The sequence below is a fragment of the Pseudochelatococcus sp. B33 genome, from assembly GCF_053570585.1.
On sequence record NZ_JBSEFH010000027.1, the window covers coordinates 12,453 to 33,189 of the forward strand.

The following is a 20,737-nucleotide window of genomic DNA, read 5'->3' on the forward strand; positions in this document are numbered from 1 at the left end:
GGGGGCCGGTCCGCTCATGCCGGATCGGATCGAACCCTGCGATTCCTCGTCTTGAGCGCATTCTGGTCGGCCACACGGCCCCACTCGGCCGGCAGGCGCTCCGGCGCCCGGCCTTCCCGGACGGGCTCCAGGGAAACCGTCTCGGCCGCGCGTGCAGTGCTGCGGCGGGAGGCCGGTCCGACGTTCTTCAGCATGGCTGCCAGATGGTCGTATTGCCTTGAAACATCGGCCATATAGTGGAAGTAGAGCTCGCGGGAGGCGCGCAGCAAGTCGGTCCGCAACGCGGGGATGGACCGGTAGTCCTTCATCGCCTCCACCATGTCCTCCACCGTGGCGAGCGCGTGCAGGGCATGGCGCGCCGGCAGCCCCTCGAACGCATCGAGGGTGCCGATGACCGGACTGCCGAAGGACAGCGCTTCCACCGTCTTGATCTTGAGGCCGGTGCCGCCGATCATCGGATTGATGACGCAGTCGACGTTGCGGTAGAAATCGGCGAGCGTGTCGACGAGCCCCATCTTGTAGGGTCCCGATTTCAGATGCAGGTCGCGGCGGCAGATCGTGCCGGCGAGCGCCCAGCTCAAGGGGTCCTCCGTCTCCGCGGCAAGGGCGGCGTCGAGCTCGCGCACGGACCGCACGTTCCAAGGATTGGCGCTGCCGAGATAGCCGAAGAGGAAGAAGGACTCCTCCTTGTGGTGGCCGAGGAGGAAGTGCGGGGCGATGACGTGGCCGATGGTGACCACCTGCGAACCCTGCATGGCGCGGATGCGCGCCGATTCGTTTTCCTGGATGCCGATGACGATATCCGCCCGTTCGAAACCCTTCCGCTCCTCGTCGGCGGAGGTGAAGAACCAGCGCGGGTCGAGATCGTTCTGTTCGAGTATCTTGTGCCGGTCGCTGAACAGGTCGTGCGTGTCGATGACCTTGCAGGGTATGTCGAGGTCGACCAGCACACGCGACATCCACACGTAGTTGACGACGACCGCATCGTACCGATGGGTCCTGACGAGGTCCTTGACGGTGTTGCAGAGCTCCTCCGGGCACCAGTCGTCGATGCCCCAGCGCGACGCATAGCTCGGCCTCTTGTTGGGAGACGACGCCAGGAAGAAGAAGCGATGCCAGAACGCCGACATCGCCGTCCGCTGGTCGTTGGTCAGCCCCTCCATGCCGTAGTACAGGTAGTCCAGAACGGCGCCACGCAACTGCAGCTCCCGGCCGAAGGCCAGGATGCGCGCCGCGTTGCCCTGATTGGCCGGATGCGACGGGACCGGTGACACGACGAGTATCCGCAGATCCGCGCTCATGGATGCACCTCGAGGCGATCCACGCAGAGGCCGACCTGCCGGCTGACGTCGATGCTGCTCATGTTCCGGCAACCCACCGACAGCACGGTGAAGTCCGCCGACGGCTGGGGAACGTCGACGACGACCCTGCCGCTCGTCGCCGACCATTTCTCCAGCGTGAACGGCGCGACGCAGCCGTCGATCATGATCCTGATGCCTTCCAGATTTCCGGGATCGTTGGTGTTGACCACGGTGAGTTTCAGCCGCAACCTGTCCGAGACGGGCGCCTGCCCGCCGACGAGCAGGCGCAGATGTGGTGAAGGGCCGCTCCACAGCCAGGAATAGCCGCTGTCGATCTCGCATCTGTAGCCGCCGTCGTGAATGAAGCGGGCCGCGGTGAACGACAGTACGGCCGGCGTCCCGGCCACCGCATCCAGCTCCACCGAGGCGCGCAGTTCCCGCAGCCGCTTTTTCACGATGCGGCGGCTGATGCGCGCGCCCTCGAGCGTGCTGTCGCCGCTCAGGAAGGCGTTGAGCCCGGCGAATTCTCCTTCGGGCAGCACCAGCCTGAATACCCTGTCGCGCACGCCGGCGATCAGCAGATCGACGGACCGCCGGTCGTCCAGGACGCCGTCCGGCCAGGCGCCCGCGGCGGCATCCATGCCGACGAGGACGGCCACGCTGCCGACGCCGGCGATCGTGCTGACCACATCCGCGTCGACGTCGTTTTCGAGATAGAGAACGGTGACCTTGTCGCTGCTGCCCCTGCTCTCGCGAAAGACCGGGTCCAGCGATCCGGGGCCCAGCGACAGGATCGGCAATTGCCCTCCCGCCTGCCGAAAGCGGGAGAAGAGCTCCTTCGCCGCCGGCGTATATTGCTCCGGCCGGGCGATCCCGACGAGCACGTCGCCCACCACGCCGCTGAACCCGGAGTGCGGAAAGGAGAAATCGACGACGCGAATCTGGCCGAAGACGTGCTCCAGAAAACGCCCGATGACCGCCGCGGCGCCGAGCGACAGCAGCGCCCCCTTCCTCCGCGCGGCTGCGCGCTTATCGTAGACCAGCGACATCAGTGCGCGAATCCGTCGATGATCAGCGAGATGGGCTGAGGTCCGGAGACGGACCTCACACGGGGAACGGATCTCGCTCCCGCCCCTTTTGCGGGCTCTATCTCGTCGGCCGGCGTGTCGTCCCACTGAAAGCGGATGTTGCGTATATCGAAATGCGACGGAATGATATCGTCGAGGAAACGGTCGTTGTGGACCGTGTACTGCGAAAGCTCCGTCGGCGAGGGCCAGCCGACGCAGATGCAGAAATCCCCTTTCAGTTCCCGGACCTGCGCCACCTGATGCTCGGGTATGCCTTTGGCTGTCCGCTCCAGCTTCAGCGTCTGCCGCAAGGGGCGGGCCGCATTGGCGACATCGATATTCTGCTGCTTCTTCCTGCTCTTCCTGGGCCCCTTCTGCTCGTAGGCGGTATTGATGACCTCGGCGTAGCGGGCGGCGACGGTTTCGAGCGACAGCTCGGTCCGGGCAAGCGTCCGCGCCCGCGCGCCGAGCGCCTCCCTGAGATCCGGGTTGTCGATGAGCCCGCACACGGCGTTTTCCAGCGCGGCGCTCACGCCCATGACCGGCAGATGCACGACCGCGTCGCGGGGCAGCTCGGAATAGGCCGCCGTGTCGTTGACGATGCAGCATTTTCCCGCCGAGAAAGCCCGGGCCAGCGTGCCGGAGCTTTCGCCGACGGAGGGGAAGCGGAGATTGACGACGAGGTCCGACGCGCAGATGTAGGTGTCGAGATCCTCCTCGGATACATAGCCCGTGACCTGCGATACCGCGCTCAGTCTGGGGTAGGAACGCAGGATCTGGGAGAGCGCGTATTCCTCCGGCCGTTCGGGACCCGCGTGAATCCAGCGGAACTTGTAGCCCCGCGCCAGAGCGCCTTCGAGCGCCGCCATGAGCCAGTCGAAACGCTTGACCTTCGTCGCGAAGCCGGAAGTCAGAACGATGACCCCTTCGGCATCGAGCTTCAGGTCCCTGCGCGCCTCGGCGCTGCTCTTGTAGGCTATGGAAGGAGCGAAATGCGGGATGACCGCAATATTGCTCGCAGCATCGTCGCCGTGGACAGTCCGTATCTTGTTCAGAGCGAATTTCGAATGAACGATGACGCCACGGGACAGTTGCAGCACTTCGTCCAGCATGTCGAACAGCACGTAATTGGCCGGGGTCTTGATGCCCCGCGTTTTCCACTGCCGCGCATAGAGTTCGGAAAGCCCGGCCGACGAGCTGTTCATGCGTGCGAGGATATCCTCGAGGCTCGAGGAGCTGAGCTCGTACAGATACAGCAGGTTGAGATCGTGCAGCATCACCACGCCCGAGTGGCGGCGGAGCGCGTTGAGCACGAAGATATGTCCCTGATTATTGCCGATCTGATGCAGTATTCTGTCTTTGTCGCCGATCCAGCGTATCGACTGACGCTCGTCACGCAACGCGACACCGGGAGGCACCATTCCGAAGATATCGTCGGTATAGGCGATGCACGAGAAATGCCGCCGCAACGGCGTCAGGAGCATATAGGCATAATCCGCGATGCCGTTGCGCGCCGGCGGGAGAGGAGTGAAACAACTGAGAACGTGCTCAGGACTGTCCATACAACATGTCCTCCAGCATACTGAATGCAGAAAAACAACGTTCCGTACCGTGCGGGACAAATAGATCCCCGCACCGGACAACATCGATCAACTCCCGCGCAAGGGGAATCCGCTTGCCGGGAATCATGTTCTGCAAATTCTTTACCCGGCGCAAAATCCGATCGGTCGGATGGTCCCGGCCGATCGGAGAACGTGTTTGCGCAGCGAATGCTGACGGTAATGGCCCTCCGGGCAAGAAAGGCACGCCGGCTGGCGCGGCGGGGACCGTCCCGCCCCGGAGGAGCCGCCTGCAATTGCGGCTCTATGAACAATTGCAGGCGGCAGCACTTGGTGACGTCACGTCAACGATCAGGACAGGAGATCATTGTCCTCATCGGTGATGATGTGAATGACGTCGGCCGTCTTTTCCTGGCTCTCCTGCTCGTGGATGAACGAGGCGGCGACTTGCGCCCGATCGCCCGTTTCGTTGAGGAGGTTGACCCAGTACTCACGACCTTCGGCGTCAGCCTCGCGGTCGAGCGTATTGAGATAAAGGTGGTCGACGAATTCTTCGTTGCTGAGGCCCCTGAGATTGTCCGCCTCCTCCACGTCGAGGAACCGGCTGGCGATCTCGTACAGCGAAGCACCGTTCTCGTGCAGATCGAACCAGTACTTGATGCCGTCGACCTCGCCGCTGCGGTCGAACAGCGCCTCGTAAAGGCGGGCCACGGCGCCCTGATCCTCGTCGCTCGCCACGACGACGACGCTGTCGGACCACTTGAGGTATTCAGCGTCGGTGATCTCGAGGGTGTCCTGGGTCTCGAGGTTGATGACAATGGCGGTCTTGCCATTCCATTCCAGGCTGTAATTTTCGCGCGAGGCGAGCTGGTCTTGCCAGGAATTGTCGGCCCCGCCCTCGTCATCGCCGGCCGCAACGTTGCTCGCCTCGACATTGTTGACGAAGTCCGCAAAGTTGATGACGTCGAAGCCGTCACCGGCCTTGACGGTATCGGAACCGCTGACGAGGTAGAACTCGTCGTCGCCGGCACCGCCTTCGTAGACGTCGTCCCCGGCCCCGTCGATGAACGTGTCGCCGAAATCGCTGCCGATGATCGTGTCGTTGCCGTCACCGCCGAAGAACGTGCGTTCCGCCTCGCCCTGCGCCAGGCCCGCGTAGATGAGGTCATCGCCGCTGCCGCCGGCGACCACCACGGGAAGCTGGCCATCGATCGTGATCGTTCTGCCGGTTTCGGTCTCGAAGATCGCAACCGGCACGTCCGACGGCAGGCGGATCGCCGATTCCGAATCTTCACCGACGAACAGAATATCTATTCCGGGAGGAAGGTTGTCCCCGGAATTATAGTTTTGGGCCACCCCAACTTCCTCGCCTTCCGGCAGATCTTCCAGCACACCAATGATGGCCGACTTCACAGCGTCCGGAAGCGTCGAGTTCCCAATATTGGATATGGCTTCGTCCAAGCCAATATTATACGTAACTGCCATGACATCCTCTCATCGTACACCACTGCGCGCGAGCGATACTCCTCCCCGGTACAATCTCACGCGCCCGGATTGCAGGCCAATGTCATCTCGTTTATTATTGTTATTATTATCTTTATTAGACGCATTGCTGTTGCGCTTACGGACCAACAAGCAAAGACCTGTAACAGCCTCCTTATGCGTTTTTCCGTTAGCAGTAACCTCCTGGCCGGCGGCGCGAACGACCGAACCATCATCGAAGGCTGCTTCAAGATGCAGTTCGTATTGCGACGCTTTTTCATCGCGCAACCGAAATGACACCGAAGTAATAGGTAATCCGCGCTGTCTCGCTCCGGCGAAATCACCCGTCAACGTTTCAGGGATAGCGCCGTAATCGGAGACGACGCAATCGTAACCGATATCAACACCAATAGGGCGACCCGGCCAATGAACCGTGAAGCCCTCTACCCGACCGGACCCGCCACGCGCGCCCAGCCATTTGCCGGATGTCGCCACGACATCGCCCCGCTGAGCGATGTGCCCTGACAGATATACCGGCAAAATATCGTCCTGCACCTCCCGGACATTGGCCGGCCTCTCCTCCAGCTTATGGATAAGAGACTGGTCCGCATCAGAGATTCGGTCAAGCCTGTCCAGTTTGAGCTTGACGCGATCTTCCTTGGCCGCGCCGTTGACGAAGATCGTCACCACGATCGACGCGTCCGCTTCGGAAGAAATCACCACGGCGTCACCCGGCTCGCGCAATACCGGGCCCGTTGCATTGGGCCCCCAGAATGTTTCCACACCCTGTGTGTCGGGCGCGAATGTCACCGTAATTTGTGGCACTTCCGCGGCATCGTCCGCAGAGAGATAACGCAGGGCATACAAGCCGCGCGCAACAGGCATCACCCGTGCGAAAACGCGCGATGTCTGCGGCTTGTTGCCTGTAACGACAGAAGCAGAGGGGAGTTCTCCGGCAGGTGGCGCAACCTCCAAGTCTTTGCGCCCGACATAACGACTGACCCGTTTCGGCGCACCGGAATACCCCTCTCGCTGCCTGACAGTGAGTTCGCTTGCCATGTTCAGGGCTCCATTCAGCGCTTGAAACTATGTCAATCTAACCCCGCAAGATCGCAAGATCGTGATCGGGATCATAATTAAGCTATCCGATGAATGCAACCCACAAACAAACATCAGAACAAACAGAGTGATTGATAAGCTTTCGCGAGTCGCCGAGTCTATAATTTCTGGATTCAATACTATATGACACAAAATCGTGGCAAAAATAGGTCCTTTTTTCCGATACCCCACGTGGAATACCGGAAACGGTGCGAGTTGCGGCTCAGCAATAGGTGTTGTAGCCTGCATTTACGGGACAAAATGATTCAGACATCCATTGTCGCGTTGCCGTTGCTGGAGGAGGCGCTGCCGCAACAGGAGCATAATGCCCATATTGATGGCATGATGCCCATATTCGCGGCCGACAGGTGTAACTGCATGATTTATCACGATCTTCATCCGATATCGGATATCGCCAGCGACCTGGTCATCTATCCGGTCAGCGATTATCCGCATTTGCGATCGGTGCAGACCGTGCCCGTCGTGATCACCGAGGCGGACCGGGTGGCGGCGGAGTATCCCCTTGCATGGCAACGCATTAGCGGAAAAATGACTCTCGTCGCCCTCACCTGCCTCGAAGCGGGGGAGGATTCGCCGGCCACGTCCGTCCAAGCCGATGGGGAGCCGTTGCTGCTGGCGCTCAAGTCCTATCCGTTTGCCGTCGGCGCGATCGACGAGACGACGTCGCTGCCGGTGCTCTACGACCGCGCGCCAGTGCGCGAGGCGGCGAAGCCGCTGCCGCTCTACGACAGGAACGGCAAGCTCCATATGCATGCGCTCCGGCGTCTCGCCGCCGCGCGCATCTTCACCCACGGCGCGCGCCTCACCGCCCTGCTCTCGCAGCGGCTCGAGGAATGCGGCGCCCTCCAGCCCTGGGAATTCGCCCTGCAGTTCGACAAACGGGCCATTTCATTGAGCGGCCTGTTCATACTGGATCGGGACATCAAGATGAAACATCAAAAAATTAACCTTATTATCAATGAATACGGACGAGATGTTGTGCGCCTGTGCGAGCTCCACGAGCTTTCATTGTATCGTATGCATAATCTGGCTAGCCGATATGCAAAAATATCATACTCTTAGGGCGCTTTCCGGTTGGGCGTCATCACCTGATCGATCAGAATTCGCTCTGTAGAATGAAGCCGGATCAAATTTCCGATCTCCGGCGGAAATCGATCCGGTCGCGAGTGCTTTCGATCTGCCTGTTTCGGACGACGTCGGAATTGATATGCACAGTATTTATGAGCCGGTTTCATTTCCCGCCCATGCCGGCGTGCGCTGGTCGCCGCCAACGGTATTCGAATTCGCGCGGGATCTGAGATTCGTGCCCGTGACGCTGCTCGAACTTCGTCGCGCGGCGCATTGTTTTCCGCTCTGCCTGCGGCGCATCGGCGAATCCGTCGACGTCGTGGCGGTCCTGGCCGATTACGAAGGCCGCAACATTCATCTGAACGGGCTCGGAACCTGGACCACCGAATATGTCCCCTTCGCGTTGCGCGCCTATCCCTTCAGCCTGGTGCGCAACGCCAGGGACCAGACGCCGCGGCTTGCCGTGACGCGCGACGAGGACGTGGTCGGCCCCCACGGGCGGTATCAGCTGTTCGAATCATCGGGGCACCTGTCGGGCCCGGCGACCGCCGTCTATGAGGAACTGCTCGCGGCGGAAAAGTCGCAGGAGGCGATGAGGTTGGCCTGCCGCTCCCTCATGCACCTCGGCGTCACCATGCAGGTGCCGCCGCAGGCGATCGGCGGCCGCGGCCATCGTCACCGGCTGTTCGTGGTGGATCAGGACAGGCTCCAGGGCGCCTGGAGCGAGCAGCTCGAGGCCTGCCTGGCGCTTTACGAAAGGGAGCCGGTCACCATGCATGTCGCGGAGGCGCTGGTGTTCTCGCAGCGGGCATTCGTCATGCGCGCGAGAGAGCCCGAGCTGGTCGAGGGAACCACCGCCCCCCGGCTTCCCGGCCCGGACGGCGACCAGACCGACGCAGTGCAGGAGGACGTCGAATCATACATCGACTACGATACGAATATCGTCTTCTGAGATGTTGGTTTCGGAGCTGTCGATCGGATCCGAACAATATATCGATATTGACGAACGAATCCGCTATCCATCACGATTTGTAGATGGATATTATTATGGATTCGAATAACTTATAGACTCGTATGCAACAATTATGGTCATTTCATGACTGCTTGTCTGTCGGATGCGATCCGTCGAGATTGACAATTATCAGTATGGCGGTTACTTATCAAACAATCAACTCTCTTATTGATCTGCGGCGGAGTCTCGAGATGTTCACATCTTCCAGACTGTTTCGGCGCTCATCGCCCGATACAGCCCTCCAGACCCCGCTGAATCGTGCGATAGCTGCGGCGCGACCGGCTATCTTCGGTTTGATCGGGTTTTCGAGCGTCACAAGCATCTTGTCGCTCGTGCCGGCGATCTACATGATCAACGTGTTCGATCACGTCATGAGCAGCCGCAACACGGCGACGCTCGTCATGTTGACCGCGATCGCCCTGTTCCTGATTCTGACGAGCTCCGTCGTCGATCGCCTGCGGGCGATGGTGGCGCTGCGGGTTGGCTTGTGGTGCGATGAAAGGGTAGCGCCGCCCCTGCTCGCCGCCGTTCAGGACGCCGCCTTGCGCACCGGCGTCAGAAACGAGGCGCAGACGCTGCGCGAGCTCGACAGCTTTCGGGAATTCTGGACCGGCACCGGCATCCATCTGCTCGTCAAGGTGGCATGGGCGCCGCTTTTCGTCGCCATCCTCTTTTTTCTGCATCCCGTCTTCGGATTGATAGCGCTCGGCGGCGTGGCCATCGTCGCCGTCCTGACCTTTGCTAACGAGCGGGCGACAAGTCAGTCCGTCGTGCATGCCACCATCTCCTCCCAGCGCGCGTCGAGCCGTATGTCTTCCGCCATCCGCAACATCGAAGTGATGCACGCGATGGGAATGCGCGAGACATTTCGCCGACTCTGGATCGCTGACCACCGCGAGACGCTGGCGTGGCAGAGCCGGTCGAGCGACCGTGCGGCCGTCTACAGTGTGCTCTCGTCGTTCGTCCAGACGGCTCTCGGAATCGGCATCCTCGGCGCCGGCGCCTACCTCGCCATTCACGGCGAGATATCCGCCGGTGCCATCTTTGCGGCGCGCATCATCTTCGGGCGGGCGGTCAGTCCGATGATCGAGATCGTCAAGCAATGGAAGAGCTACGTGTCCTCCTCCCTCGCGTATCACAACGTCCAGGAGATGTTCCGCAACGCCGAGGACACCGCCGATCGCGTGCTGCTGCCGCCGCCCGAAGGCGCGCTCTCGCTGCGCGGCGTGATCCTCGAACACCAGCAGACGCGCAGGATCATCCTCAGAAACATCACCTTCGACATCGACCCGGCCGAGGCCGTCGCCGTGATCGGACCGAGCGGCAGCGGCAAATCGACGCTGATGCGGGCGATCGTCGGCGTGCTGCCGCCGGTGATGGGCGAGATCCGTCTCGACGGCGCCGAGCTGAAGCACTGGCAGGTCGAACAGCTCGGCTCCTATATCGGATACGTCCCGCAGGAAGTGGATCTCATGGCCGGCACCATCGCGCAGAACATCTGCCGATTCGGCAAGCGGAACGACGACGCGATCGTCGAGGCGGCTAAGCTTGTCGGCGCGCATGAGCTCATCCTGCAATTGTCGGATGGCTACAACACGCGAATCGATCTCGAAGGCGGCGGTCTCTCGGGCGGGCAACGCCAGCGAATCGCCCTCGCCCGGGCAGTGTACGGCGAGCCGGCGCTGCTCGTGCTCGACGAACCCAATTCGAATCTCGACGCCGCCGGCGAACAGGCGCTGATACGGGCGATTCGCGAATGCAAGCGCCTCGGCATGACCGTGATCATCGTCACCCACAAGGCGCAGATTCTGGCCGTCATGGACAAGGTGATGTTCATCAACGGCGGCACCATCAGCCAGTACGGTCCGCGCGACGAGGTGATGGCCCGCATCGGCTCGCGCAACGTCGTGCCGATTCCCGGCAAGCACATCAGCGGGGAGTGAACCATGGAAGAACTGCCAGCCAAACCGGGACCAGCCGCCGGACAGCCCGTCCGGGCCTCCGAGGCGGTGCCGAGGGACTATCAGATCGACGGGGAGGCCGAGGAAACCGTCAGCTTTCCCTCCGCGAACTGGCGCCTGCCGCTCCTGATCGGCTGGGCGATCGTCGTCTTTGCGATCGGCGGGAGCTTCGCCTGGGCGGCGCTCGCCCCCATCGACAGCGCCGTCGTGGCGCTCGGCACCGTTTCCGTGGAGAGCAACCGCAAGACGGTCCAGCATCTCGAAGGCGGCATCGTCCGCGAGATTGCCGTGAAGGACGGCGACTTCGTCGAGGAGGGGCAGGTGCTGTTCCGCCTCGACGTCACGGCGGGGGAGGCGCAGCTCGAGGTCGTCCGCAGCCAGAAGGCCGCCCTGCTCGCCGAGGAGGCCCGGCTGCTGAGCGAACGCGACCTGCTCGACAGCATCCAATTCCCCCAGGAGGTGCTCGACAGGCAGGACGACATCACCGTCGCGCAGGCGATCGCCGATCAGCAGCGCCTTTTCCGGGAGCGCAGCGCCTTCGTCCGCGCGCAGACGGACGTGCTGCATGCCCGCATGCAGCAGGAGAAAGAGGAACTCGCGGGCGCGGAGCAGGAACGGATTTCCGGCCAGAAGCAGATCGAATGGGTGGACCAGGAGCTTCCCGGCCTGCGCTCGCTGTTCGAGAAAGGTCTCGTCCAGTGGACGCGCATCACCGCCCTGGAACGCCAGCGCGCCCAGCTTGAGGGCGTGACCGCCAAGGCGGCCGCGACCCATGCGCGGCTGCAGCATTCCATCGGCCAGACGCAGCTTGAGATCGCCGAGCTGATGCAGAAATTCCAGCAGGAGATCGCGGGAGAAATCGCGGCAGTTCGCCGGCAAATCGCCGAAATGACGCAGAAGCAGAAGGTCGCGCAGGACGTTCTCAACCGCCTCGCCGTCGTCGCGCCGCAGAGCGGCGTCGTGCAGGGGTTGAAGGTGTTCACGCCCGGAGGCGTCATCCGGCCCGGCGACCCGCTGCTCGACATCGTGCCGCTCAACGAGGAGTTCGTCGTGCGCGCGCAGGTCTCACCGCTGAACATGGACGTGGTCAGCGTCGGCCAGCGCGCGGAGCTGCGTTTTCCCGCGTTTCATCTGCCGTACGTTCCGACCATGTTCGGCGTCGTCAGAACGCTGTCCTACGACAGGCTCTTGGATGAAGCCAACAGCGAGCCCTACTTCGCCGCCGAGGTCGTCGCCGACAAGTCGACGCTGCCGCCGGAAATCAGGGAAAAGCTGCGGGCGGGACTGCCGGTCGATGTCGTTATCGTCTCGGGAGAAAGAACGCCGCTGCAGTATCTGCTCGCTCCCCTGACCGATCGGCTGAGAAAGGGCATGCGCGAGGGATGACGGCGTTGAGGGAAGCGGATGCCGGACATGCCGCTGCGGGGGACAGCGCCCCGAAGACGGTTCTGAACGTCGGCAGCGGCCTGTGGGCGCCGCACAAGCTGCACGCGTTCTTCCGCAGCGGGCACTGGAACGAGGTGCGCGTCGACATCGACGTCAGGGTGAGGCCCGACGTCGTGGCCGATGTCACCGACCTTTCCGCGTTCGGCGACGGCAGCGTGGACGCGGTGTGGAGTTCGCATAACCTCGAGCACCTCCACGACCATCAGGTGCCGCTCGCGCTGCGGGAGTTTCTCCGGGTGCTGCGCGGCGACGGCCTCGTCCTGCTGACCATGCCCGATCTCCAGGCGGTAGCCGAGATGATCGCCGCGGGCCAATGCGAGGAGGTCGCCTACGAATCGCCGGCCGGGCCGATCACGCCGCTCGACATGGTGTACGGACACCGCCCGTCGATCGCTGCCGGCAACGTCCATATGGTGCACAGAACCGGGTTCACCCGGGCGCGTCTGCGGCGGATGCTTGCCGAGGCGGGCTTCACGCGCAATCATGTGTTCCGCGGACGAAACATGGACCTGTGGGGTGTCGCGCTCATGCCCGACACCGACCCCGGCGTGCTGGCACAGCTTTTCCGCAAGCCGGTATCCGTCCTGTGAACGTCCTGTTCGTGCATCAGGGATTCCCCGCCCAGTTCAAGGGGCTCGTCAAGCTGTTGTCGCGGACGCCGGGCGTCCGCCTCGCTGCCATCGGCACGCGTGACGACGCCTATGCCTATGTCGACTACCGCCGGTACAAGCCACCGGGCCTGCGCCCCGATACGGGCATCGTGAACGAGGATGCGACCATGCGCATAGGCAGGGCCGAGGCTGTCGTCGCACAGGCGAAGCGGCTGCGGTCGGACGGTTTCGAACCCGATATCGTTCTCGCGCACACCGGCTGGGGCGAGGCACTGCTGCTGCGCGATACCTACCCGCGCGCCCGCATCGTCTGCTACTGCGAATATTATTACCGCCGCACCGGCGGCGATCTCGGGTTCGATCCGGAGTTTCCGTCCCAGTCGGAGGAGACGATGCACCGGCTGCGCGTGCGCAACGCCTTCAGCCTCGCATCCATGGACGACGCCGACCTCTGCATATCCGCAACCGCGTGGCAGCGCTCGACCTATCCGGCGCCGTTCCATGACCGGATAGAGGTTTTCCACGAGGGCGTCGACGTCGGGCGCCTCACCGGCTCCAGGCGAGCGGCGGACGCGCCGTTTCGCGCCGGCCTCGGTATTCCGCCCGGCGCACCGGTCGTTTCCTACAGCGCGCGGTACCTCGAGCCGCTGCGCGGATTCCACACGTTCATGCGGTCCCTGCCAGCGCTGCTGCAGGAAATGCCCGATGCCCACGTGCTCGTCGTCGGCAGCGACGAGGGCGGCTACGGCGCCCCTCCCAAGGGAGCGCGGACGTGGAAGGAAGCCATGCTGAAGGAGGTGGGCAGCCGGCTGGATGCGGCGCGGGTGCACTTCCTCGGGTCCCTGCCCTACGACGGCTATTGCTCGGTGCTCGGATGCGCGGACGTCCATGTCTACCTGACGGCGCCGTTCGTCCTGTCGTGGTCGGCGGTGGAAGCGATGGCCATGGGCAAGGCCATCGTCGCCTCCGCCACGCCGCCGGTCACCGAATTCATGACGCACGGCGACAACGCGTGGCTCGTCGACTTCTTCCGGCCCGAGATGGTCACGGCCGCCACCGTCGCCCTGCTCGACGACGCCGCGGAGCGGGAAAGGCTGGGAAACAGCGCCCGCGCCACGGTGGAGCGGCGATCGCTCGATCGCAACGTCGCCAGCCGCAACATCTGGACGCGGCTGCAATCCCTGTCATGAGAGCGAAGCCTTGACGATGCCCGACGATCTCCTTTCCGACATGGTCGTGTCGATCGCAGAAGCGGACCAGAGCGTGCTCGCGGCGCTGGCGCTGGAAGCGTACCGGCAGGAAAAGTACAGGCTGGCGCTCGCCCATATCGACAGATGCTGCAGAACCGGCGGGCCGGTGGCGGAATACCTCTCTCTGCGGGCGCTGGTCCGAGACAGGCTGGGCGACAGCAAGGGCAGCCTGGACGATCTGATGCAGGCGTCGGCGATCAAGCCGCCGGGCAACGGCGACCGGCGGCGGCTGGTGCACGCCGCGCTCAAGGCCGGAGACATCGATGCCTGTCTCGCCGCCGCCGCGCCGATACTGGCGGCTCAGTCCCCTCCGACGGGCCTGCTGCGGACGCTGGAGCAGATCGCGCCGCAGGGTCTCGGCTGGCTGTCCGCCCGGGAGGATGCGGTCGACGTCCACCTGCGGTGGAACGGCGGGGAGTACCTGTCGCTGACGGCGATCTGGGATGACGAGCCGCAAACCCATACGGTCCGCTCGCGCGAGGCCGGGGAGCCGTTCGAGCATCAGGCGGTCCTCGCGCTGGCGTGGCCCGCCGGCGCGAGCGCCTTCAGCGCCACGGCGGACATTCCGATCCTCGGCGGTCCGCTGAAGCGCGCCCACGGCCGGCAGGAGCACGACCGGATCGAGATCGTCAACGCCCAGGCCCTGCCCGTCTACGATCGGCCGGGGGCGATACGCCACGCCACCGTCGTCATTCCCGTCTATCGGGACTTCGAAGCCACGCGTGCATGCATCGGCGGCGTCCTGGACCATCTGCGGGTTGACGAAGGCGTCTCCGTCGTCGTCGTGAACGACAGCAGCCCGGAGCCGCGCCTTGCGGCCTACATCCGCGATCTCGCCAACGAGGGGCGCATCACGGCCGTGATGCGCAGCCGCAACGGCGGTTTCATCGCGGCGGTGGAGACGGCGCTGGCGCTCATTCCGACCGGCGACGTCATCCTGCTCAACGCCGACACCCTCACGCCGCCGGGCTGGATCGCGGCGCTGCGGCAGGTGGCCGCGTCCGATCCGCGCATCGGCACGGTCACCCCGCTGTCGAACAACGGTGAGCTGACGAGCTTTCCGCGCCCGTTCCAGGCAAACCCCATGCCGGCCGCCAACGTCGTGGCGGCGCTCGACACGGCGGCAAGACGCGCCAACGGCCGGGAAGCCGTCGACATCCCGAACGGCATCGGCTTCTGCCTCTACATGACGCGCGCCTGCCTCGACGCGGTCGGCGGTTTCGGCAGCCCCTTCCTCGCCAGCGGCTACTACGAGGACGTCGACTTCTCCCTGCGGGCCGAGAAGGCCGGGTTCCGCAACGTCTGCGCCACCGGGGTCTTCGTGGGCCACAGCGGCTCGGCGTCCTATCTCGATGCCAAGCGCGGCCTCGTGATCCGCAACATGGGCGAGATCCTGAGGCGCTTTCCCGACATCCGCCCGAAGACCGACTGGTTCATCGCCCACGATCCGCTGGCGGCAGCGCGCGAGCGCATCCTGACCGCGATCCTCGGGGAAGGGACGCCCGCGGATCTCGCCGTTCTGGTCTCGGGCACGGGCCACGCCGATGCGGAGGCGATCGCGGCGGCGTGCGACGGCGCGAGGGAAGGCGAAGACGACGTCCGTCCGCTCGTCCTGCGGTTCGACCCGGCGTTCGCGCACCGGGTGTCGGTGACGTCGTCAGGGCCCCTTCCCTTCGATCTTTCCGTCGAAATCGGCACCGGCGACGAGTTGGACCGGCTGGCCGAGCTGCTGCGCGCGGCGGGAGTCTCGCGGCTGCTGCACGTGCTCTACGGCCCCTGCGTGCCGCAGTCTCTCGAACTGGGGCGGAAACTCGCCCTGCCCTGCGATGTCGCGGTGATGGACGTCTCGGCGATCCCCCGCCCCAGGACGCGCGCGGCGGCGCTTTTCAGGAGCGCCCGGCGCTGCTTTCCGGGCAACGGACAGGTGGCGCTCGCCATCGGCCACCTGATGCCGCATCTGTCGCCCGATCCGCCGCTGATCCGCTCGCACCGGCATCTCACCCGGGTGAGCCGCTCCATGGGGGACAGCCTGCTGGCGGTCATTCCCCTCGAGGTCGGCGCCGCCCGGTTCCGGGACATCGCGGCACTGGCGGCGGCCTTGCACAGGCAGCACGACGAGCGGGCGATCATCGTGCTCGGCCGCACGGTGGACGACGCCTCGCTCATGCGCATGGGAAACGTGGTCATCGTCGGCGAAACCTCGCCCGATGAGTGGCCGCGCCTGATCGGGCTCTACGGCTGCGGCGCCGCGCTCGTATCCGGCGGCGATACGTCCCGCTGCGACGCGCGCCTGTCCTTCGTCGACGCGCTGCCCGTGCCGATCGCCGCCCGAAGCGGCGGGTGGCTGGAAGAGGCCCTGCTGAAGGACATCGACTGCCCGCTCGATCCCTCCCTGTCGCCCGACGCGGCGGCTCGGGCGGTCCTGACCTGGCTTGCGACGGCGGCGTAGCGCCGCTTGAACGAGGCTCACGCGACCGGCCGCAGACCGGATGCGTCGGCACAATGCCCCCCGGGCGATCGGGTCGCCCCCATCAATCAAGGAAAAACAAACAATCAAGGAAAAACAAATGTCTTCTACCGAAAAGAATGACGTCGCCAGACGTCGCCAAAGGAAGTCCGTCACGGTGCGGGAGGAAACGCCGGCGGACGACGCGCGGATCGCCTATCGATCCGGACGGACGAGTGCGCCGGACCCGATAGCCGACAAGGTCCTCGGCGAATTCATCCGCCTCGACGCCACCACGCTCGGCGGCTGGGCGCTCGCGCCCGCGTTCCCCGATCGCCGGCTGGTGGTCGAGATATGGCTCGAAGGCGTGTTTCTGCAGGCGGTGCGGGCGGACAACTTCGTGCCGGAGCTGCGGACGCGGTTCGGCAGCGACGGCTGCCACGGCTTCATCTGCCGCATTCCCGACTGGGCGGTGGCCGAACGGGGCATGGCGAGCGCCTATCTGTCCAACACCAACCACGTCATCGGCACCCCCGTCACCCTCGACGCCTCGGACAATTTCATCCGCAAGTTCGACGTTCCGGGCAACGTCCGCTGGCTGGGCGGGCTGCGTCTTTCCGGCTGGGCCTACGACCGGAGCGCGCCCCAGCGGCACCTGCGGGTCTATGCCTATTGCGACGACACGCTCATCGGCGAGGCGGTCGCCGACCGCATCTACGAGCCACAACAGGAGGAGCCCGTGCCGGCCGGGCCCTATGGCTTCGACCTGCACCTGTCGACGCATCTGGCTGACGGCAAGCTGCATCGCGTGCGGGTCGTCGAGGAACGGGGCACGGAGCTCGCCGGGAGTCCGCTCGTGGTGGGATCGCTGGGGAGCGGGCTGCCGCGGGAGTTCGACGAGAAGCCGACGGATCCGGGATACCGGCGGCGGCTGGAGTTCTTCGAGCGGCTGTTCCCCTCCTCGCTGCCGCTCGACACCTACGGGGAATGGGCGAATGCCTATGGCGAGGAGCCCGCACCGTCCGTCTCCGGCGCCGGTCCCCGGTTCGCCATCGTCGTGATCGGCGAAGCCGACGCCATGGCCGCAACCATCGCCAGCATCGAGAACGGCTCGTTCGACAACTGGCTCGTCATCGCCGTCGACGAGCCGGGGCATCTCACCGCGGACGACTGGCAGGCCATAGGCCGGAACATCCGGGACGAGGAAGCCGACCGCGTCATCGCGCTGAGGGCGGGGGACGTCCTCCACCCGCGCGCCCTCGCGTATCTCGCCGCCGCCATCGAGGCCGATCCCTCGCCGGGGATCATCTACGCCGACAGCGAAACCGTCGACGCCGACGGCAGCGTCGTGCCGTCATTCAAGCCCGCTTTCGATCTCACGCGCCTCCGGACACAGGGCTACGCCGCCGACATCGCCGCGTTCGTCCCCGAGCTGCTGCCACGGCTAGAGCTATTCCAGCAGAAGTGGACACCACTTTTGCGTCCGGAATTGCGTAAAAACAAAGAGATAGAGCATTTCCGCGATTCGGAGAAAAGCGGAAATGCTCCATATCCCGACAGCGGTTTTTCCGCGGCTGTCGTGGTGGCGGGCAGCTTCGCCGCCGCGATCGACGGCGGGCGGACGATCGCGCATCTGCCCCAGGTGCTCGTCACCGTGCCGGAGAGAGACGCAGAGGAGCGCGCGGCGGAGCTCTCGGCGGCGGCGCAGTTCTGGCCGGGAGGAACCGCCGAGGTCGTGCACACGGGTGGGCGTCCGTCGCTGCGGCTGCGGCCCCGGCTCGACACCGGGGAGCGGGTCTCGATCCTGATCCCCACCCGCGACCGGGTCGGGCTGCTGCGCGCCTGCATCGCCTCGATCCGTGCCCGCACGGACTGGCCGAACTACGACATCACCGTCATGGACAACGATTCCAGCGAGCCCGAGACGCTGGCCTATCTCGGGGAAATCGCGCGCGACGGCGTCACGGTGCTGCGCTGTCCGGGCCCCTTCAACTACGCGCGCATCAACAATCTGGCCGCCCATGCCGCCACGGGCTCATGGCTGCTGCTGCTCAACAACGACACCGAGTGCACCGACAGCGGCTGGCTGGCCGCCATGCTGGAAGCGGGCCACGACGGCGACGTCGGCGCCGTGGGGGCGAAGCTCGTCTGGCCGAGCGGCACGGTGCAGCACGGCGGCGTGGTGCTGGGGCCATATTTCGGCGCGCTCCATGCCTTCAACGACTGCGCCGCCGACGATCCCGGCTACGACGGCCTTCTCACCGTCTGCCACGAGGTCAGCGCCGTGACCGCCGCCTGCCTGCTGGTGCGGCGCGAGGACTACCTCACTGTCGGGGGCCTCGACGAGCGCCTGTTCCCGATCAATTTCAACGACGTCGATTTCTGCCTCAAGCTCAGGGCCGCGGGCAAGCGCAATGTCTGGACCCCCCATGCGAGCCTGCTCCACAGGGAATCGGCCAGCCGCGGACGCGATGTCGGCGCGGAACGGACGGCGCGCGCGGCGCGCGAATTGCGAAGCCTGCAGTTGAAATGGGGCGAAGCGCTCATCGCCGACCCCTATTACTCGCCGTGCCTGAACCTCGACGCCTATCCCTATTCCGGCCTCGCCTGGCCGCCGCGCCCGCGCGCGGCGCGCCTCAACCTGCCGCCGCAGCCCGCAAGCGTCGAGCGGGCCTGACCGGCCACGACCACGAGCACGCGTCGGCCCCCTTTCAGCGGCCGGCGATGCGCCGATAGATGGCGTCGAGGCGCTGCGCATAGCGCGTTCCGACGTTGACAGGCCGGAACGCCTCCGCCTCGCCGGACGCCTCCTGCGGCTCGTATCGCGCCGCCCGGAGCGCCTCCACGGCGGCGCTGTGGCGCGGCTCGGCCCAATACTGGCCGTCCGCCCACGGATAGTGTCCCGCCGGCACGTCGACCATGTCGGCCTCGACCAGCAGCTGATTGCCCGCGAGCGCGAAATCGACGTTGCCCGACCAGTAGGTCGCGACCACCTTGCGCCCCAGCAGCACTGCCTCGGCCAGCGACCGTCCGAAACCCTCGGCCCGGTGAAGGGACACGAGGCAGTCGGACGACGCCAGCAGTTGCAGCAGGTCGTGCCTTTTCAGCACGGCGTCGACGACGATCAGGCGAGAGTCGGCCTTCGCCGCCGCGTTGAGTTCGTCCATCCGCGCCCCGTCCGCCGCGCCGCGCATGACCTTCACGACGAGACGCACCGAATCGTCACCGGGAAAGGCGTCCCGGAACGCCTCGATCGCCGCCATCGGATTCTTGCGATGGAACGACGACAGCGCGTCGAAGTAGGTCAGGAACACGAACTTGCCGTCCGGCAGGCCGAAACGCTTGCGGCTGGCCTCGACGGGCTCCGCCGTCACCGCCGAGGGCATGTGCACGACGGGCACGGGCGAGGCCAGTTCGTAGGCGCCGCGCACATGGGCGCTGATCGCCCACACCTCGTCGACGAGCGAGAAGCAGAATTCGAGCTCCCGCGGCCAGCGCGGCAATTCCCACGGCCACAGGCCGATGGTGTAGCGGCCGTGGAAGAGCTGCGTGCCGCGCTCGCAGAACAGCCGCAACGTCTCCATGCCCGTCATGACGAGCAGGTTGAGCGGATAGACGGGGCTGTCGACGGCATCGGCGGGATAGGCGTGCGGCATGGTCTCGACATTGGGACCCGCCGGGAAGTCGATGACGCAATGATCGACCCGGGCATCGGCCAGGGCGCGCGAGGCGCATCGCGCATCCTCGCCGATGCCGAGCTGCCCGAACAGGTGACCGACGACGTTGACGCCGAAATAGGCCCAGGAAGGATAGGCCGGGGAAGCCCCGTCCGGCTGGACCGGGAGCTCCGGCGCCTCCGGCACGTTGACGCCCGCGGGGCAGACGCGCTCCACGAGATCGACAAGCCAGCGCGGATGCGGGAAGAACGGGGACAAGCCGTTGAAGATATGCTTGAAATACCATGCGAGCAGTTGCTGCCGGCCTTCGCTCCTGTCGAGCGGCGTCGCCCGCGCCAGATCCGCGCTGAAGGCGCGCACCGCGAGCGCGGCATAGGGCAAGGGGATATTGCCGCCCGGGTACTGCGCCTCCAGTTCGGTGGGCGCCAGATAGAGCGCACGAATCTGCGGCCGCTGCATCGCCTCGCGCAGTACCGCGTATTCGCGCAGGCCGCTCGACAGGCACCATCCCAGAAAGCCGAACCGCTGCTCCCGGGTCTGCAGCGGCCATAGCTTCTGCAGATCCGGCCGCAGCATCCATATGGCCGCCATGACCGCGAGCAGCGGCACCTCGTCCGCCTCCGCCAGTTCCTCGAAAGGCTCCAGAAAGGCCAGATAGCGGGCGTGCGGAGCCGTCCTCGCCCGTGACACCTGACGGCTCAGCGCCAGGCCGATGCTACTTGAACGCGTCATTGCACC

The 20,737-nt window shown here is 65.0% G+C and carries 14 protein-coding genes; 8 read left to right on the plus strand and 6 right to left on the minus strand.

The window, feature by feature from the left end; all coding sequences use genetic code 11:
- Positions 1–14: 14 nt before the first annotated feature.
- The 5 genes from ACUSIJ_RS24035 to ACUSIJ_RS24055 all read right to left on the minus strand — a co-directional run bounded on the left by ACUSIJ_RS24035 (position 15) and on the right by ACUSIJ_RS24055 (position 6,468).
- Positions 15–1,301 carry a glycosyltransferase gene (locus tag ACUSIJ_RS24035; protein ID WP_449310960.1) on the minus strand — a complete coding sequence of 429 codons (1,287 nt, stop codon included), beginning with the start codon at positions 1,299–1,301 and terminating at the stop codon, positions 15–17.
- Positions 1,298–2,350 (minus strand): hypothetical protein, encoded by a 1,053-nt coding sequence (locus ACUSIJ_RS24040; RefSeq protein WP_449310961.1) that lies wholly within the window; start codon positions 2,348–2,350, stop codon positions 1,298–1,300. The genes ACUSIJ_RS24035 and ACUSIJ_RS24040 overlap by 4 nt, the downstream gene beginning before the upstream one ends.
- Positions 2,350–3,930, minus strand: a complete 1,581-nt coding sequence (locus ACUSIJ_RS24045; RefSeq protein ID WP_449310962.1) for a glycosyltransferase family 4 protein — start codon at positions 3,928–3,930, stop codon at positions 2,350–2,352. Before ACUSIJ_RS24045 ends, ACUSIJ_RS24040 begins: the two co-directional genes overlap by 1 nt.
- Positions 3,931–4,278: 348 nt before the next feature.
- On the minus strand, positions 4,279–5,283 hold the full coding sequence (locus ACUSIJ_RS24050) for a DUF4214 domain-containing protein (protein WP_449310963.1): 1,005 nt from the start codon (positions 5,281–5,283) through the stop codon (positions 4,279–4,281).
- Positions 5,284–5,421: 138 nt separating this feature from the next.
- Positions 5,422–6,468 carry a hypothetical protein gene (locus tag ACUSIJ_RS24055; RefSeq protein ID WP_449310964.1) on the minus strand — a complete coding sequence of 349 codons (1,047 nt, stop codon included), beginning with the start codon at positions 6,466–6,468 and terminating at the stop codon, positions 5,422–5,424.
- A gap of 300 nt (positions 6,469–6,768) precedes the next feature.
- On the opposite strand from ACUSIJ_RS24055, the gene ACUSIJ_RS24060 reads away from it, so the two are divergent.
- From ACUSIJ_RS24060 to ACUSIJ_RS24095, 8 genes are all read left to right on the plus strand, one after another.
- Positions 6,769–7,590 carry a SapC family protein gene (locus ACUSIJ_RS24060; RefSeq protein ID WP_449310965.1) on the plus strand — a complete coding sequence of 274 codons (822 nt, stop codon included), beginning with the start codon at positions 6,769–6,771 and terminating at the stop codon, positions 7,588–7,590.
- Between the two features lie 145 nt (positions 7,591–7,735).
- Complete coding sequence (locus ACUSIJ_RS24065; protein WP_449310966.1) at positions 7,736–8,548, plus strand: SapC family protein; 813 nt, start codon at positions 7,736–7,738, stop codon at positions 8,546–8,548.
- Between the two features lie 251 nt (positions 8,549–8,799).
- Positions 8,800–10,551, plus strand: a complete 1,752-nt coding sequence (locus ACUSIJ_RS24070; RefSeq protein ID WP_449310967.1) for a type I secretion system permease/ATPase — start codon at positions 8,800–8,802, stop codon at positions 10,549–10,551.
- 3 nt (positions 10,552–10,554) lie between these two features.
- Positions 10,555–11,955, plus strand: a complete 1,401-nt coding sequence (locus tag ACUSIJ_RS24075; protein ID WP_449310968.1) for an HlyD family type I secretion periplasmic adaptor subunit — start codon at positions 10,555–10,557, stop codon at positions 11,953–11,955.
- On the plus strand, positions 11,952–12,605 hold the full coding sequence (locus ACUSIJ_RS24080; protein ID WP_449310969.1) for a class I SAM-dependent methyltransferase: 654 nt from the start codon (positions 11,952–11,954) through the stop codon (positions 12,603–12,605). Before ACUSIJ_RS24075 ends, ACUSIJ_RS24080 begins: the two co-directional genes overlap by 4 nt.
- Positions 12,602–13,816: a glycosyltransferase gene (locus ACUSIJ_RS24085; protein WP_449310970.1), complete on the plus strand. Its 1,215-nt coding sequence runs from the start codon at positions 12,602–12,604 to the stop codon at positions 13,814–13,816. Before ACUSIJ_RS24080 ends, ACUSIJ_RS24085 begins: the two co-directional genes overlap by 4 nt.
- Before the next feature lie 16 nt (positions 13,817–13,832).
- A complete protein-coding gene (locus ACUSIJ_RS24090) occupies positions 13,833–16,325 on the plus strand; it encodes a glycosyltransferase family 2 protein (protein WP_449310971.1) in 2,493 nt (830 codons plus the stop codon).
- Between the two features lie 118 nt (positions 16,326–16,443).
- Positions 16,444–18,999 carry a glycosyltransferase family 2 protein gene (locus tag ACUSIJ_RS24095; protein ID WP_449310972.1) on the plus strand — a complete coding sequence of 852 codons (2,556 nt, stop codon included), beginning with the start codon at positions 16,444–16,446 and terminating at the stop codon, positions 18,997–18,999.
- Between the two features lie 34 nt (positions 19,000–19,033).
- On the opposite strand, the gene ACUSIJ_RS24100 is transcribed toward ACUSIJ_RS24095, so the two are convergent.
- Entirely contained in the window at positions 19,034–20,731 is a 1,698-nt protein-coding gene (locus ACUSIJ_RS24100) for a glycosyltransferase (RefSeq protein ID WP_449310973.1), read from the minus strand.
- Positions 20,732–20,737: the final 6 nt, after the last annotated feature.